This window comes from Myceligenerans indicum (genome assembly GCF_016742955.1).
Classification (GTDB): Bacteria; Actinomycetota; Actinomycetes; order Actinomycetales; family Cellulomonadaceae; genus Myceligenerans; species Myceligenerans indicum.
Genome location: NZ_JABBYC010000007.1, coordinates 25000 through 40113, shown reverse-complemented (window position 1 = coordinate 40113; position 15114 = coordinate 25000). Strand labels below are relative to the sequence as shown.

The 15114-nt window shown below is 71.9% G+C and carries 14 protein-coding genes; 8 read left to right on the top strand and 6 right to left on the bottom strand.

The annotated features are described in order from the left end of the window. Positions 1 to 59: 59 nt before the first annotated feature. Entirely contained in the window at positions 60 to 1109 is a 1050-nt protein-coding gene (locus HGK34_RS06570; protein ID WP_201845788.1) for a DUF2157 domain-containing protein, read from the bottom strand. A 157-nt stretch (positions 1110 to 1266) separates the two neighbouring features. Between HGK34_RS06570 and HGK34_RS06565 the strand changes: the two genes are divergently transcribed. The 4 genes from HGK34_RS06565 (at position 1267) to HGK34_RS06550 (ending at position 4457) form a co-directional block, all read left to right on the top strand. Continuing rightward, a complete protein-coding gene (locus HGK34_RS06565; protein ID WP_201845787.1) occupies positions 1267 to 2034 on the top strand; it encodes an SDR family oxidoreductase in 768 nt (255 codons plus the stop codon). 91 nt (positions 2035 to 2125) lie between these two features. After that, positions 2126 to 2446 (top strand): nuclear transport factor 2 family protein, encoded by a 321-nt coding sequence (locus tag HGK34_RS06560; RefSeq protein ID WP_201845786.1) that lies wholly within the window; start codon positions 2126 to 2128, stop codon positions 2444 to 2446. A gap of 26 nt (positions 2447 to 2472) precedes the next feature. Further along, complete coding sequence (locus HGK34_RS06555; protein ID WP_201845785.1) at positions 2473 to 3303, top strand: MerR family transcriptional regulator; 831 nt, start codon at positions 2473 to 2475, stop codon at positions 3301 to 3303. Between the two features lie 209 nt (positions 3304 to 3512). Further along, the gene (locus HGK34_RS06550) at positions 3513 to 4457 is read left to right on the top strand and encodes an NAD(P)-dependent oxidoreductase (protein WP_201845784.1); all 945 of its coding nucleotides are present in this window, start codon (positions 3513 to 3515) and stop codon (positions 4455 to 4457) included. Here HGK34_RS06550 and HGK34_RS06545 read toward each other — a convergent pair. Then, positions 4436 to 6616 carry an RICIN domain-containing protein gene (locus tag HGK34_RS06545; protein ID WP_201845783.1) on the bottom strand — a complete coding sequence of 727 codons (2181 nt, stop codon included), beginning with the start codon at positions 6614 to 6616 and terminating at the stop codon, positions 4436 to 4438. The two genes, HGK34_RS06550 and HGK34_RS06545, sit on opposite strands and share 22 nt — an antisense overlap. Before the next feature lie 209 nt (positions 6617 to 6825). On the opposite strand from HGK34_RS06545, the gene HGK34_RS06540 reads away from it, so the two are divergent. After that, positions 6826 to 8490: a ricin-type beta-trefoil lectin domain protein gene (locus HGK34_RS06540; RefSeq protein ID WP_244666489.1), complete on the top strand. Its 1665-nt coding sequence runs from the start codon at positions 6826 to 6828 to the stop codon at positions 8488 to 8490. 70 nt (positions 8491 to 8560) lie between these two features. Here the strand turns inward: HGK34_RS06540 and HGK34_RS06535 are convergent, their stop codons facing one another. Together HGK34_RS06535 and HGK34_RS06530 are read right to left on the bottom strand one after the other, a co-directional pair. Further along, positions 8561 to 9931 carry a chloride channel protein gene (locus tag HGK34_RS06535; protein ID WP_201845782.1) on the bottom strand — a complete coding sequence of 457 codons (1371 nt, stop codon included), beginning with the start codon at positions 9929 to 9931 and terminating at the stop codon, positions 8561 to 8563. A 29-nt stretch (positions 9932 to 9960) separates the two neighbouring features. Further along, entirely contained in the window at positions 9961 to 10605 is a 645-nt protein-coding gene (locus HGK34_RS06530) for an MBL fold metallo-hydrolase (RefSeq protein WP_201845781.1), read from the bottom strand. 137 nt (positions 10606 to 10742) lie between these two features. Between HGK34_RS06530 and HGK34_RS06525 the strand changes: the two genes are divergently transcribed. Next, complete coding sequence (locus HGK34_RS06525; RefSeq protein WP_201845780.1) at positions 10743 to 11255, top strand: MarR family winged helix-turn-helix transcriptional regulator; 513 nt, start codon at positions 10743 to 10745, stop codon at positions 11253 to 11255. Here HGK34_RS06525 and HGK34_RS06520 read toward each other — a convergent pair. Then, positions 11200 to 12072: a helix-turn-helix transcriptional regulator gene (locus HGK34_RS06520; protein WP_201845779.1), complete on the bottom strand. Its 873-nt coding sequence runs from the start codon at positions 12070 to 12072 to the stop codon at positions 11200 to 11202. The genes HGK34_RS06525 and HGK34_RS06520 overlap by 56 nt on opposite strands. A 101-nt stretch (positions 12073 to 12173) precedes the next feature. Here HGK34_RS06520 and HGK34_RS06515 point away from each other — a divergent pair, with 101 nt between their 5' ends. Next, positions 12174 to 13130 (top strand): oxidoreductase, encoded by a 957-nt coding sequence (locus tag HGK34_RS06515; protein ID WP_201845778.1) that lies wholly within the window; start codon positions 12174 to 12176, stop codon positions 13128 to 13130. A 73-nt stretch (positions 13131 to 13203) separates the two neighbouring features. Here HGK34_RS06515 and HGK34_RS06510 read toward each other — a convergent pair whose 3' ends face one another. After that, a complete protein-coding gene (locus HGK34_RS06510; RefSeq protein ID WP_201845777.1) occupies positions 13204 to 14076 on the bottom strand; it encodes a helix-turn-helix domain-containing protein in 873 nt (290 codons plus the stop codon). A 168-nt stretch (positions 14077 to 14244) separates the two neighbouring features. On the opposite strand from HGK34_RS06510, the gene HGK34_RS06505 reads away from it, so the two are divergent. Continuing rightward, the gene (locus tag HGK34_RS06505; RefSeq protein WP_201845776.1) at positions 14245 to 15102 is read left to right on the top strand and encodes an SDR family NAD(P)-dependent oxidoreductase; all 858 of its coding nucleotides are present in this window, start codon (positions 14245 to 14247) and stop codon (positions 15100 to 15102) included. Positions 15103 to 15114: the final 12 nt, after the last annotated feature.

Below are 15114 nucleotides of genomic sequence, written 5' to 3'. Positions count from 1 at the left end.
CGAAGGCAAGTCGCGGGCCGGGCGGCGCGGCGGGGCGGCGCGGCCGGTGCGGCGTGGAGCTACGGTCTGGGCTCGTCGTGGTGTTCGGGCGCCTCGTCGTGTTCGTGCACCGCCGCGGCGTCGTCGGGCCGGTGTCGCCGGCGCGCGATCCAGAGCGCGGCCACGACCAGGATCACCCCGGCTCCGAGCAGCGCGACCGGGGCGGCGAAGGTCCCGCCGAACCACGCCGAGACGGCCCACGGCAGGGCGACGAGCAGCCCGACGGCGCCGACCCCGAGGAGCACCAGGTCCGTCGTCACCACGGCCATCGCGGCGATCGCCGCAGCCGTGGCCAGTGGCATCACGAGTCCGGCGTCGTCGCTCGACAGCGCGAACAGCAGCGCCCCGACGACCGCCAGCAGCGCGCCGAGACCGAGCGCGAACCTGCGCGGGCGGAGCACCCCGAAGTAGGCCAGGAGGAACCACACCAGGCCGAGGGCCCAGACGCCGATCCCGGTCGGGGAGTCGGGGTCACTGAACTTCCCGACCGTCGCGGCCGTCGCGGTGGCCAGGGCCACGAGAGTCACGAGGTGCTGCAACGCCGTGGGCCGGAGCCACCAGAGCACGGCCGCGACGGCCGCGGTGGCGGCGGCGGCCGTCAGGAAGCCGTCGTCGCCGTCCATACCGAGCACGTCCGAGCTGAGCAGCCCCATGAGCCCGGCGAACGCGCCCGTGGCTCCCGCCCAGAGCACGGCCCGCAAACGGCTCCCCTGGCTCCCGGCCTGCCTGGGTACGGCGATGCCGGCGACGAACAGGATCACGGCCGCCCCGCCGAGCACCGCCACACGGCCGGCGTCGCCGAGTTCCTCCCAGAACTCGGTGGCCAGCAGGACGGCCGCCACCAGGATGACCACGCCACCGACATAGCCGAGCGCCTCGACGAGCAGTGAGCGGGTCGCGGTCGGTGTCGCCGCCGGTGTCCCAGCCGCCCGGGAGCGTTCGTGCGCGGCGACGCGGTCGGCCTGCTCCTGCGTGATGATGCCCGCACCGACCCACTCGGCGAGCTGGGCCGCGGACACCGGGCCCGGGGCGGGAGAGTGGCCCGCGGAGGTGCGGGCTGGGGTTGTCATGCGCGTGATCATGGCAGACGCCCTCCACCACCGCCACGAAAGTCACGGGTCCGTGGGCGCGAGGAGCACGACCGCCCCGCACGCGGAATGTCCGGTGGACGCCGCCCGCGACGTCCGGGGTTGAGTCTCTCCCTGCGGGAGGGTCCACTCTCACGGCATGAACGCAGCAGAACTTCAGGGACGCCTGGCCGTGGTGACCGGCGGGAGCCAGGGAACCGGGCTGGCGACGGCCCGCAGGCTCCGCGAGGCCGGGGCGGAGGTCGTCACGATCGCGCGGACGCCGCACGACTCGGGATCGTTCACCGTGCAGGCCGACCTGGCCACGGCCGAGGGCAGCGCCTCGGCGGTCGCGGCCGTCGCCGAGCGCGGCGTGCCGGACATCGTGGTGCACACCGTGGGGGGTTCCCGCGCGCCGGCCGGCGGGTACGCGGCGCTGGACGAGGATCTCTGGGCCGAGGAGCTCGCCCTCAACCTGCTCGCGGCGGTGCGCCTGGACCGCGGGCTCCTCCCGTCGATGGTGGACAGGGGGTCGGGCGCGGTGGTGCACGTCACCTCGATCCAGCGCCGCATGCCCCTGCACGACTCGACCCTCGCGTACGCCGCCGCCAAGAGCGCCCTGACCACCTACAGCAAGGGACTCGCGGGCGAGGTCGCGCCGTCGGGCGTCCGTGTCAACTCCGTCGCTCCCGGCTTCATCCGGACCGACGGCGCCGAGCGGCTCATCGCACGCCGCATGCGCGAGGAAGGTCTCAGCCGTGAGACCGCCCTGGACAACCTGATGCACGTTCTCGGCGGTATCCCGCTCGGCCGTCCGGCCGAACCCGAGGAGGTCGCCGACGCGATCGCCTTCCTGGCTTCGGACCGGGCCGGCGCGATCACCGGAACCGAGCTCGTCGTCGACGGCGGCACCGTCCGCACCATCTGACTCCGCGGCCGACGGCTCGCGACGACCCCCGGGAGCCTGCCGGCGGAGTCACCGAAGAACCAGCAGAGAAGCAGCAGAACGGGAGAAGACAGTGCTGAACACCCAGGAATTCGTCCAGGAATACTTCGCCGCGGCGATCGATCCCGACCCGGAGCGGTACCACGCGCTCTTCGCCGAGCAGGTGGTCGTCCGTGACGACGGGAAGACCCACCGGGGCCTGGCAGAGGTCCGCGCCTGGCGGTCGGAGGTACCTCCGGTGCGGTACCGCGTCCGGGAGGTCTCCGGTCCCGCCGCCGCGTGCCGGGCCACGGCGGAGATCTCCGGCGACTTCCCCGGAAGCCCGGTGACACTCCACTTCGTGTTCGAGCGTGATACTCAGGGGAGGATCACGTCGCTGAGCATCGAGCCCTGACCGGCGCGGAACACGAGGAGCACATCATGGCCGAGCGGCTCACGATCGGGGAGTTCTCCCGCATCACGCACCTGAGCATCCGGACACTCCGCCGCTACCACGACCAGGATCTCCTCGTGCCCGCCGAGGTCGACGCCTTCACCGGGTACCGCTACTACTCCCCCGCGCAGATCCGCCCGGCGCTGGCCATTCGCCGGCTCCGGGATCTGGAGCTGCCGATCGCCGACCTGCGGCGGCTCCTGCGCGCCGAGGCCGGCGGCGGCGACGCGTCCGGTCGCGCCGAGGGACAGCAGGTTCTCGCCGCTCACCTGCGCCGCCTCGAAGACCGCCTCGGGCGCACCCAGCGTGCGGTCGGGGCGCTTCGGGAGCTGCTCGACCCGGACGCCGAACGAGCCGTGAGTCTGGAGGTCCTGCCGCCGCAAGACGTCCTCGCCGTGTCCCTCGACGTCCCTCCCGGATCCGACCTGACGTGGTACGACGCCGCGATGCGGGACCTCGATCAGGCGGCGGGCCGAGCGCCGGTGCACCCGCCCGGAGGCCGCTACGAGCACGAACTGTTCACCGAGGGCCACGGCCGTGCCACGGTCTACCTCCCGGCCGAGGCACCGCCGTCGGGCGACGTGCCCGCCGCCGTACGGCGGCTGCAGCTCCCGGAGCGGAGCGCGGTGGTCGCCACCCACGCAGGGCCCCACGACGACCTCGACCTGACCTATGCCGCGGTCGGCGCCCACGCCGCCCGCAACGACCTGCGCTCGACGGGCCTGGTCGAGGAGATCTACCGCATCGGCCCCCGGGACACGGACCGCCCCGAGCAGTGGCGCACTCTCGTCGCCTGGCTCGTCGAGCCGGAGCGCTGAGTTCCCGCCTCCCACATGTCTCCGCCCCGGCCGAGGAGCACGGGACGACATCGCGACGCCGGCCACGTGCCCGCTCCGTGGCGCCGAACCTGGTCCTGCCAGGCCCCTGTCTCAGCGGGGCATCCCGTCGATCGGCGTCCGCGCACGACCATGGATTCACGACGTGGCGCGGGACCATCCGGCCACGCGTGAGGAGAGGAAGGAACCACATGGCCAACGATCAGGACGTCGCCGTCGGCTGGATCGGACTCGGCGACCAGGGCGCACCGATGGCGCGCGCCATCGCCGAGGCCGGCTACGAGCTCCATGTCTGGGCGCGCCGCCCCTCCTCGCTCGAGGAGCTGCGAGGCGTGCCGTTCACCGTCCACGACACGCCCGCAGCACTCGGCGCGGCCTGCGAGATCGTCGGGCTCTGCCTCAACGTGGACGACAACGTCCGGGAGGTTCTCACCGACGGCGGCCTCCTCGGAGCCCTCCGGGCCGGGGCGGTGCTCGTCAACCACGGGACCGGCCTGCCCGCCTTCGCCCGCGAGCTGGCCGCGCTGGCCGAGCCGCACGAGGTCGCGGTGCTCGACGCCCCGGTCAGCGGTGGCCGTGCGGGTGCCGTCGCGAAGCAGCTCACGACGATCGTCGGTGGTGACCGGGCGGCTCTGACGCGGTGCACGCCGGTGTTCGAGTCCTTCTCGGCGAAGATCTCGCACATGGGCGGGGCAGGCGCCGGCCAGATGGCGAAGCTCCTCAACAACGCCTTGCTGATGGCCAACCAGGAGAGCCTGCGCGAGATCGTGCGAGTCGCGAGCGACCTGGGCATCGAGGTCGCGCCGCTGATGGATCTCCTGCGCTCCGGCACGGGGTCCAGCCGCGCCCTCGAGTCCCTCGGACATGCCATCACTCCGGGGAACGCCGAGCACCTGCGGGAGATGCAACTGGTCGACATGGAGATCTTCGCCGACGCGGTCGCCGAGCTCGGCGAATCGGTGCGGCCGTTCACCGAACGCGCCGTCGACGGTGCGCGAGCGCTGCCCGAGCTCGCGGCACAGGTCGGCTGGTTCCCCTTCCCGGACCCCGCACGCGGCGGCACGGTCCGGGACCGTTCGGGCGTGGCCGGCGGCCGGGGCCGGCCACGCACCGATCACGGTCCTGCGGTCAGGTAGGTGACCTGGTGGGAGTTGTTCGCCGCCTCCCCCGTGTCGTTGATGACGTGTGCGATGGTGCCGTTGCCGCCCAGGGAGACGGTCACCATGTCGTGGAACCGCACCCCGCCGCGGACCGGCACCTCGAACGCACGCTCGTTGACGATGGAGGGATCGGCACTGAAGAAGGCGTAGCTGCCCAGACCCCACGCCTCGTGCGTGGTCACCTGGTCGCCCACCTTGTAGGCCGCCCAGCCGCGGGTGGCTCCGTTCAGGTACGCGGACTGGTTCGGCGGGTCGTACGGCATCTCGTTCTGGTAGAAGTACGTCCGGCCGCGCTCGCCGTTCCAGATGGTCTGGTACTGCTGGTAGTGCTCGACGAACAGGCCGTAGAAGGTGACGTCGTCGCCGTTCACGACCAGGCCGTTGCGCGCGGTGTTGACGTTCCAGCCCACCGTGCCGCCGTTGCCGTGGTCGGCCCGCCAGATCCAGGCGTGGTCGCCGATGACGTCGTTGCTGTTGACCACGATGCTCTTCGTCGCCCTGCCCGCGATCGCGCCGCCGACCCGCACGAACACGTCCGACAGGACCGTCGGGTTCGCGGCGTGGTCGGCCGACGCGCCCTCGGGTCCGACCCGCAGGATCGTGTCGGTGTTCGCGGTGCCGGCGTCGAACAGGACCCCGGCGAGCCGGACGCCGCCGACGTCGGCCACGTGCATCGCGTCGATGCCGCCGTCGGGCACGAACGTCGCCAGTCCGAGCCCGAGGACGACGGTGTCCGCCCGGTCCACCCGCACCGTCTGGTCCAGGTGGTAGACGCCGGGCGTGACCAGGAGGTTCTTCCCCGCGGCAAGCGCCGCGTTCATCGTCGCCGCCGTGTCTCCGGGACGGATCACCTGGAACGTGGAGATCGGGAGCGAGGTGCCGGCCGGGTCGCCGGCCGCCCAGGTCGTCCCGGAGCTGTTCGACCGTACCGCCGGGACCAGCACCCGGTACCTCCCGTCGGCGTCGACGTAGAGGTAGGGCTTCTCGGCGATCTTCGGCGCCTGGGCGACGGTTGTGTACGGCGGTGAGGGGAAGCTGTTCGACGGCGCGCCGTCGACCCCGACGAACACCTGGTTCCAGTTCGAGCCGGTCCACGACCCGATCGCCGAGTTTCGGGTCAGCCACTGCTGCTGCGTGCCGGAGTCGATCTGCCCGTCGACCACCGTGTCGGCCATGAACCCGCCCGACGACCAGCCGCCGTCGGAGAGCACGAGGCTGCCGCGCAGGTGCATCCGCCGGTAGGGCGCGGCCTGCGAGACGGACCAGCGGTCGGCGCCGTCGGGCGGTGTGACGGACAGCCCCTCGGCGGACCGCCAGAAGTTCTGGGTGGCGTTCTGCGAGCCGTCGTGCCACCAGTCGGCCTCGACATGCACGTGGCCGTCGATGTTCGTGGCGTCGGGGGTGCGCCCCAGACCGGCGATCTGGGTGAAGAACCCGATGTTGGCGTCGACGTCGTACCCGCCCGGGTAGAACAGGAACGCCTTGCGGGCGTCGCCGAACTGCGCCTCCTCCTGCGCGTCGAACACCGCGTCCAGCCGCGACTGGATGGCGGCGTCGGACATGGACGTGTCGAAGACCTCGACGTTCGGCCCCAGGTCCGGATTGGCGGGGTTGGGCAGGACCGGGTCGGGGCCGGGCCCCGGCGTCGTCGTCCCGGTGAACCGCCACTTCTGGTGGGCCGCACCCGAACAGCTCCACACCTGGAGCTTCGCGCCGTCGGCCAGGTTGCCGTCCGTGATGTCGAGGCACTTGCCGGCCGCGAGGTTGACCAGGTCGCCGGCGGCGTTGAGCGTCCAGCGCTGGGTCGCCACGGAGCTGTAGCAGTCCCACACGTGCACGACGGCGCCGTCGGCCGTGTTGTTGTCCGCGAGGTCGAGGCATTTGCCCTTGAGGCGGACGCTGCCGTCGTCGGCGAAGGTGACCGTCTGGTTGGCCGACCCGGCGTAGCACGTCCACATCTGCGGCCGGGTGCCGTTGGCCGTGCTGCCGTCGGTGAGATCCAGGCACTTGCCGTTTGCCTGGCTCACGACCTCGCCGCTGGACGCGGCGGTCGCGGTCACGGGGGCGACGACGCCGAGCGCCCCCGTGACGAGAACGGCCGCCGCGGCGACGACGAGCCTGCGGACACGTGACATGGTTCCTCCTCGAACCCGTTCAACTTTCTGACATGTCAGTATCCGAACGCTACGCGGCATCCTCGTTCTCGACATCAGGGAAGTCACGTACAGAAATCACGCCGTGCACCTACGTGGTTACTCAGATGTCAGTAACCAGCGCCCCGAAGTACGTTTCCCGTGCTGACGGCCCCATCACATCACGGGCCTCGACGACGAGGAGCTCTCCCATGAAGCGATCCCGCAACGCCAGGCGCCGCACCCCCGGCATCCGCGCCGTGCTCGCCGTCGCGCTGGCCTCAGGTCTCGTCACCGGCCCCGTCCTGGCCGGCCCGGCTGCGGGATCGGCGCCCCCGACGACGACCGCCGTCGTCGCACAGGGCGCGATGCCGGCGGCCGTGCCGGCGTCGTTCACGCATCCGGGCGTCCTCGTGAGCCGGCCACAGCTGGACCATGTGCGGGCCAAGGTGCAGGCCGGGGCACAGCCGTGGCAGAACGCCTGGGACCAGATGATGTCGAGCAGGTTCGGATCCCTGTCCTACACGCCTCACCCGCGGGCCGTGGTCGAGTGCGGGTCCTACTCCAACCCGAACTACGGGTGCACCGACGAGCGGCAGGACGCCATCGCCGCCTACACCCACGCCCTGGCCTGGTACGTGACGCGCGACGAGCGGCACGCCGACAAGGCGATCGAGATCATGAACGCCTGGTCGGCGGTGATCCGCGACCACACGAACTCGAACGCACCGCTGCAGACCGCGTGGTCCGGCTCGGTGTGGCCACGAGCCGCGGAGATCGCCCGATACACCTCCACGCGGTGGCGGGCGCAGGACATCGACCGCTTCGAGGGGATGCTGCGCGACGTCTACCTGCCCGAGATCATCAACGGTTCGCTCAGCAACGGGAACTGGGAGCTCTCGATGACCGAGGCGACCCAGGGCATCGGCGTCTTCCTCGACGACACGGCCGTGTACGCGGCGGCACGGCAGCGATACCTGAACCGCGTCCCGGCGTTCATCTACCTGACGTCCGACGGCGCGGTCCCCCGCACCGTGCCCGGGGACTGGCGGGACACGCCCGAGGAGATCTTCGGGTACTGGCACGGTCAGCGCACGCTCGTGAACGGGATCGCCCAGGAGACCTGCCGCGACTTCACGCACACCGGGTACGGGCTGGCCGCCGCCTCGCACGTCGCCGAGACCGCCGCGATCCAGGGGGACGACCTGTACCCGCAGGTGGGCGACCGGCTGCGGCACGCGCTCGGGTTCCACTCGAAGTACCAGCGGGGCGAGCCGGCGCCCTCCTGGCTCTGCGGGGGCGCACCGCACCTGGGCCTCGGGCCCGTCACCGAGGTCGGGTTCAACGCGCTCGGCTTCCGGCAGGGGCACGCGATGACGAACACCCAGGCCCTGACCGAGCAGCTGCGGCCGCAGGGCACGAACTACCTGTTCGTCGCATGGGAGACGCTGACACACGCGGAGAACCCGTACGTCGTCCCCGACGACGGGCCGGCGCCGACGGCATCGCCGATCGTCGGATACGGCGGCAAGTGCGTCGACGTCGCCGGGGCGAACCCGGCGGACGGGACGGCCGTCCAGCTCTGGGACTGCAACGGCACCGACGCCCAGCAGTGGTCACCGGGTCCGGACGGTTCGGTGCGAGCGCTCGGGAAGTGCCTCGACGTCGCCGGAGCCGGAACCGCCGGCGGCACCGTGGTGCAGCTGTACTCGTGCAACGGCACCGGCGCCCAGGCATGGGAGCGGCTCGCGGACGGCAGCCTGGTCAACACCGGGTCCGGCAGGTGCCTCGACGCGACGGGCCCGAGCTCCGAGAACGGGACACGACTCCAGATCTGGACCTGCACGGGCGGCGCGAACCAACTCTGGTCGTGGTGAACACCCCGGCGATCGCGTACGCGGGAGGGCTCCCGCTCGGTCCGATCGCACGCGCGGGAGCCCTCGACGCTCAGTCGCCGCGGGCTGGCGCGGGCCGGCGGGCACGGGCGAACGCCTTGGCCATGGCACCCCCGACCGCTCCGAGGATCGCCGGGACCGTGACGGCCGGGCCCGCGCTCAGGCACAACAGGAGTGCCAGGACGAGCGCGGTCACCGGCAGCCCGGCAGCAGCAGCCGCACCTGCCGCGATCCCGCACGCCACCATGGGCGCGAGGGATGTCCCGGGCACCAGAGCGGCCGCCGCCGCACCGACCGCCGCGCCGAGGAACACCGCGGGAAAGATGATCCCGCCCCGGAACCCGGTCCCGAGGCTGACGGCGTAGGCGGCCGCCTTCGCGAGAACGATGACCAGCAGGGTCCCACCCGCCGTCGAGCCGACGCCGCCCAGTGCCTGCTGGCCGGAGAACAGCACGGTACCCACCTCGGCACCGGTGACGGCGCGCACCACGACCGCCAGGCCACCGATCACGAGCGCCCCGGTCACCAGCGCCGCCGACGGACGGGACGCACCGACGCGCGAGGCGGCCTCCGCGCCCCGCGTCGCGGCGACCACGAGAGCCGCCACCACGACCGCCACGCCGGCCCCGACGAGCAGGTCTGTCACACGGACGGCCGGGTAGGACCCGATATCCCCCATCGACAGCTCCGGAACGTGCACGCCCGACCATCCCCCGACGCCGATCCGCACGAGATACCCGGCACCGAGCGCCACGAGGATCACGACCATCATGCCCAGCGGCCGCTCCGGGCTCGGGCGAGCAGACAGGAACGCCGCCTCGAGAACCAGCAGCGCGGTCACGGCGGGATTGCCCAGGACGACGCCGAGCCCCGCCGCGGCCCCCGCCATGACCAGCACGCGCGAGGCCGGAGACCGCATCCGCCGGTGCACGGCGAAACCGATGCTGGAGCCGATCGCCAGCAACGGCGCCTCCGGCCCCAGAACCGCGCCGAACACCAGCGACGACGACGTGGCCAGCAGCGTCGAGGGCAACTCGCGCGGCGTGATGTCGAAGGCCAGGCCGTCGAGCGGCCGGTGCCCGCCGTGCCCCGGCAGCCGTGTCGCGCCCGCGACCCCGACGGCTCCGATCACCAGCAGGAGAAGCACCCACCACCACGGAGCCTCGGCTCTGCCCATGGCGTGCGGCACGGACTCCCACAACCAGCCCTCCACCAGGTGGACCAGCGAGCTGAACAGCGCCGCGCCGAGCGCCGCCAGGACACCGACCACCGCCGCCAGCGCCGCGAGCGCCCCCAGGCCCGGCCTCCGGCCGGCATCACTCGGTGCGCCCGCACCGACCGATTCGCGTGTCAGTGTCACCACCCCCTCCGCCGCCCTGCCGCCCGTCACGCCGATGGTCGCACCGACCGGGCGGGTGCGCATGGCCGACGCCGCAGCGTTCACCGCCTGCCTCAGAGGGTGACGCTCTCGCCGACGGGAAGGACGGTCAGGGGAACCTCGGTCAGCATCTCGGGGCTGAGGAACCTCGCGACGGACCGTTGCCCGATCTCGGAGAGCATGACCTCGTGGATCTGGATCGCCTGCCGGGGGCCGACGTCACGCAGGTAGTCCGCGGCGTTCCTCACCGAGGTCCACGGCCCGCTGGTCGGCAGCAGCAGGGTGTCGACCGGGCCGGGTGGCAGGCGGTAGGAGTCGCCCGGGTGGTACAAGCTGCCGTCGACCAGGTACCCGACGTTGGCGCAGCGCGGGATGTCCCGGTGGATCTCGGCGTGCAGGCTGCCGTGGACGGTGATGTCGAAGCCCGCCGCCGCGAACCGGTCGCCGTCGGCGACCGTGACGATCTGGCCGGGGTACTCCTCGCGCCAGCGCCCCACGGCGGCGTCGGGCCCGACGACGGTCAGTTCCGGGCGGGCGGCCAGGGCGGCACCGATCACGGTCTCGTCGACGTGGTCGAAGTGCTCGTGGGTGATCAGCACCGTGTCGGTCGTGGCGACCAGCTCGGCGGCGTCCGGGGTGAACGCACCGGGGTCGATGACGAGTCGGCAGCCGTTCTTGTCCAGGCTGACGCAGGCGTGGGCGTGCTTGGTCAGGTCCATGATCCGAGGTCCTTCCCTGGTCGCGGAATGTGCAGGCTAAACTGTACAGGTATGCCTGTACAGATTCTCACCGCCGAACTGGACCTGCTCCCATGAGCCCTGCTCCCATGAGCCCTGCTCCCATGAGCCCTGCTCCCATGAGCAATGACTCCTCCCCGCCCGGCGCGGACCCCCACGCGACCGCCGCCCATCTTCGGCGCGCCGTGGGCGACCTGGTCCGCGCGGGCCGCGCCCGTGACGGCCTGCCGCCGGTCCCGGCGGCGGTGATGGACCTGCTGGATCGCAACGGGCCCATGACCACGTCCGACCTTGCCGCGATCCGTCGGGTGCGGCACCAGACGATGGCCGCCACGGTCAAGGAACTCGTCCAGGCAGGCCATGTAGCGGCCGTCGCAGACCCTGCCGACGGCCGCAAGAAGGTCCTCGACCTCACCCCGGCCGGCCAGGATGCGCTCGACGGCGACCGCGAGGCCCGCCTGGGGCGTCTTGCCGACGCGATGGCGCGGTGCCTGGACGAGCACGAGGTCCGGGAGCTGTCCGCCGCGCTCGGGCTCGTCGACAGGATCACGGCCGCACTCGGGGACGCCGTCCCGCTCAGGCCTCGGTCGCAGCAGGCGACACGGTCCGCTCCTCCGCCGCGACCGCGGTGAGCAGGCTGAGCCGGTCCTCGTGCCCGGGCTGCGGGACGAAGGCGATCATGGTCGGCCCGGGTGTGCCGCCCAAGGGATAGGCGTCCCACTCGACGTCGATCTCACCGATGCGCGGGTGCCGGATCGTCTTGGCGCCGTGGAGGTTCTCCCTGACGTCGTTCCTGGACCACAGCCGACGGAAGTCGGCGCTCTGGATGCTCAGTTCCCCCACGATCGCGATGGCGCGTGGATCCTCGGGATCATGAGCGATCGCGGTGCGGAACATACCGATGTAGTCCAGTGCCATCGCCTCCCAGCCCTTGCAGCGCAGTCGCGAGTCGTCGTCGCGGAAGAGTTCGAAGAGGACGTTGCGCTGCCTCGGGGGAAGCCGGCGGGGATCGCCGAGCAGGTCCTCCGCAAGATCGTTCCAGGCCAGCACGTCAAGATGCCGGCTCATCACGAACGCGGGCAGTCCCATCGCCATGAGCATGCGTCTGGCGTTCTGGGGCACCTGATCCTTCGTGCGACGGGCCGGCGGCGCGGGCCGCCGCGCCGTCCGGGCCAGTGTCAGCAGGTGGCGGTGCTCGGCTTCGTCCAGGTCGAGGGCCTCGGCGATCGAGTCGAGCACGGCGTCGGAGGGGCGCACGTTCCTGCCCTGTTCCAGGCGCTGGTAGTAGTCGGTGCTCAGCCCGGCGAGTGCTGCAACCTCCTCCCGGCGCAGCCCTTCCACCTTCCGCCGCGGTCCGGGCTCCAGCCCGAGGTCCTCGGGCAGGGTTCGCTCCCGGCGCGAGCGCAGGAAGGTTCCCAGCTCGCGCTCTGCCGTCGACCTGTTGCTCACCCCTCCATTCTGGCCCCCACGACCACCGTGAGGGTGGTTCGGGCAGACCCAGGGAAGCGAGAACGCCGGGGAACCGGATCGGCACTCCTAGCGTGGGGAGCATGACTGCATGGACCACATCCGATATCCCTGACCAGACCGGTCGGACGGCGATCGTCACGGGAGCCAACTCCGGGCTCGGCCTGGTGACGGCGACCGAGTTGGCCCGGCACGGCGCCGACGTCGTCCTGGCCGTGCGGAACACGACGACGGGTGAGGAGGCGGCAGCGGCGATCGGTTCGGTGGCGCCGCACTCGCGCGTCACCGTCCGGGCCCTCGACCTCGCCTCGCTCGACTCCGTGCGCGAGTTCTCCGCGCGCACGGCGGACGAGCACGAACACATCGACCTGCTGGTGAACAACGCCGGAGTGGTGATCCTCGGACCGCGACACACCACGGCGGACGGGTTCGAACTGCACCTGGGAACGAACCACCTCGGCCACTACGCCCTCACCGGCCTCCTCCTTCCGCTTCTCGAACGCGGAAGCACGCCCCGGATCGTGACCCTCAGCTCGCTCTCCCACAAGACCGCCCACCTCGACCTCGACGACCTCATGCTCGAACGGACCTGGGACGCGTCTGCCGCCTACGGAGCCTCGAAGCTGGCCAACACCATGTTCGGCATCGAGCTGGACCGCCGGCTCCGCTCCGCGGGCTCCCCGATCATGAGCCTGCTCGCGCACCCGGGCATCTCCCGGTCGAACCTCACGCCGCGGGCCTGGGCCGACCGCGGCCCGGTCGGGCGTCTCACCGCCTCGCTCTTCCTCGCCCTCATGACCCAGCCGACGGCGCAGGGCGCCCTCCCACAGCTCCATGCCGCCACCGCCCCGGGCGTACAGGGAGGCCAGTTCTTCGGACCTGCGGGACGGAACGAGCGACGCGGAGAAGTCGCCGAGGTCCAGGCGTCCGCGGACTCGCACGACGTCGCCGACGGGCGGCGCCTCTGGGAGGCATCGGCCGCACTGACCGGCGTGACCTACCTCCAGGGGCCGCCCCCGGGTCGCCGCTTCGCGGGATGAACGCGCGCGGGTGCCGTCCGCCGTGCGACGGACGGGAGCGACGCCCCGGACTTCCGTCAGGACCGACACCCGTTCAGGATCGAGGACGGGCATCGGCCCCGCTGGGCGTGTTCGTCCAGCTTGCCAGCAGGCCAAGTGCCTGCCGTGAGGCGGAGCCGGCCGCGGTCGTGTAGATGTACAGGCTCTGGTCGCTGTCGGTGGGGAGGGTGAGCGTCTCGAAGCTGACGGTGAGCTCACCCACGATGGGATGGCACAGCTTCTTGACCCCGTGGCTGCGCTGATGCACCTGATGGTCGGACCACCATTCCCGGAACTCGCCGCTCGCGAGGGACAGCTCGCCCACCAGCTGCTGCGTCCCGGGGTCCTGGGGGGTTCGCCCGGCGTCGAGGCGGAGCGCCTCGACGGCGTGGCGGGCCTGCACCTCCCAGTCCACGAAGAGAGCTCGCGCTTCGTCCGACAGCAGCATCCATCGCGCGTAGTTGCGCTCCCGTGCCGGCAGGCGCTCGAAATCGGTGAACAGCGCGCGTGCCAGCCGGTTGGCACCGAGAACGTCCGTGCGGCGCCCGAGAATCATCGCCGGCTGTCCATCCAGGGCGTCGAGCAGCTGGTACAGGCCCGGGCGCACCCGCTGCACGGCCCTTCGCACGCTCGGACGCGGCCTCCCCGCCGCGCCGACGAGGTCGTGAACGTATCTGCGACCGGCCGGGTCCAGGTCGAGGGCACGTGCGATCGCATCGATCACCTGCGTGGAGGGAACGATGCGACGTCCCTGTTCCAGGCGCGTGTAGTAGTCGGCGGAGATCCCCGCAAGGAGGGCGACCTCCTCGCGCCGCAGCCCGGCGACGCGCCGAACTCGCCCGTCGGCGGGCAACCCGGCGCGTCGAGGATCGCTCGACGCGCGCGCTCGGCGCAGGAAATCGCCGAGCTCTTGGTGGGGACTGGGCATTCCCTGATGATCCCAGGTGCCGTCGAGAGCCGCCTGGGCCGCGTGGTCCTAGGCAGCGAAGAACCAGGACGAGCGGGGCCGAGTGTGCGTCATGAGGCGCGGATCTCCTGCACGAGTCTGGAACTGCCGGCCAGACCGTTGGCCGGCCCACGACCAAGGGAGTGACTCATGACCTACCCCACCACCCGTCCGGCGACCTGGCTTGTCACGGGAGCCTCGCGGGGCCTGGGCCTCGACCTCGTGGCGCAGCTGCTGCGCCGCGGCGACAACGTCGCGGCCACCACGCGCTCCGTCGAGCGCCTGAGCGCAGCGCTCGGCGACACCGACACGACCCGGCTCCTGCCCCTCGAGGTCGACCTCGCCGACGAGGCGCAGGTGCGCACCGCCGTCGCGGCGACACGAGACCGCTTCGGTGACCTCGACGTCGTGGTCAACAACGCGGGGTACGGCTTCCTCGCCGCCGTCGAGGAAGTGACCGACGCCGAGGCACGCGCGATGTTCGACGTGCAGGTCTTCGGCGTCTGGAACGTGCTGCGTGCGGTTCTGCCCGGTTTCCGCGCACGTCACGGCGGGCACGTCGTCAACGTCTCGTCGATCCTGGGGTTGACCTCGTTCCCCGGGTGGGGGCTGTACTGCGCGGGCAAGTACGCGCTCGAAGGCCTCACCGAGTCGCTGGCGGCGGAGGTCGCCGGGCACGGCATCCGGGTCAGCCTGATCGAGCCCGGGTACCTGCGCACCGACTTCCTTCGCTCGCAGTCCCTCGGCCTCCCGGAGGCCGCACTGGACGCCTATCCGGCAGTCCGGGAGATGACCGAGGCACACCAGGCGATGCCCGGAACCCAGCTGGGCGACCCGTCACGGGCCGCAGCCGCGATCATCGAGGTCGCGACGACCGGTTCGGCACCACTGCACCAGATCCTCGGATCCGACTCGCTCGGGTTCGCCGAGGCTCGCGTCCGCACCCTGAGCGCCGAGATCGAGGCTGCCCGCACTCTCGCGGTCACCACCGACATCGTCGAGGACTGATCCGTCCCGCGG

Coding starts and splice junctions, on each gene's coding strand:
- HGK34_RS06565 (WP_201845787.1), top strand. CDS start 1,267: ATGAACGCAGCAGAACTTCAGGGACGCCTGGCCGTGGTGACCGGCGGG.
- HGK34_RS06530 (WP_201845781.1), bottom strand. CDS start 10,605: ATGGACCTGACCAAGCACGCCCACGCCTGCGTCAGCCTGGACAAGAAC.
- HGK34_RS06550 (WP_201845784.1), top strand. CDS start 3,513: ATGGCCAACGATCAGGACGTCGCCGTCGGCTGGATCGGACTCGGCGAC.
- HGK34_RS06535 (WP_201845782.1), bottom strand. CDS start 9,931: ATGCGCACCCGCCCGGTCGGTGCGACCATCGGCGTGACGGGCGGCAGG.
- HGK34_RS06555 (WP_201845785.1), top strand. CDS start 2,473: ATGGCCGAGCGGCTCACGATCGGGGAGTTCTCCCGCATCACGCACCTG.
- HGK34_RS06545 (WP_201845783.1), bottom strand. CDS start 6,616: ATGTCACGTGTCCGCAGGCTCGTCGTCGCCGCGGCGGCCGTTCTCGTC.
- HGK34_RS06525 (WP_201845780.1), top strand. CDS start 10,743: ATGAGCAATGACTCCTCCCCGCCCGGCGCGGACCCCCACGCGACCGCC.
- HGK34_RS06505 (WP_201845776.1), top strand. CDS start 14,245: ATGACCTACCCCACCACCCGTCCGGCGACCTGGCTTGTCACGGGAGCC.
- HGK34_RS06570 (WP_201845788.1), bottom strand. CDS start 1,109: ATGACAACCCCAGCCCGCACCTCCGCGGGCCACTCTCCCGCCCCGGGC.
- HGK34_RS06540 (WP_244666489.1), top strand. CDS start 6,826: ATGAAGCGATCCCGCAACGCCAGGCGCCGCACCCCCGGCATCCGCGCC.
- HGK34_RS06515 (WP_201845778.1), top strand. CDS start 12,174: ATGACTGCATGGACCACATCCGATATCCCTGACCAGACCGGTCGGACG.
- HGK34_RS06510 (WP_201845777.1), bottom strand. CDS start 14,076: ATGCCCAGTCCCCACCAAGAGCTCGGCGATTTCCTGCGCCGAGCGCGC.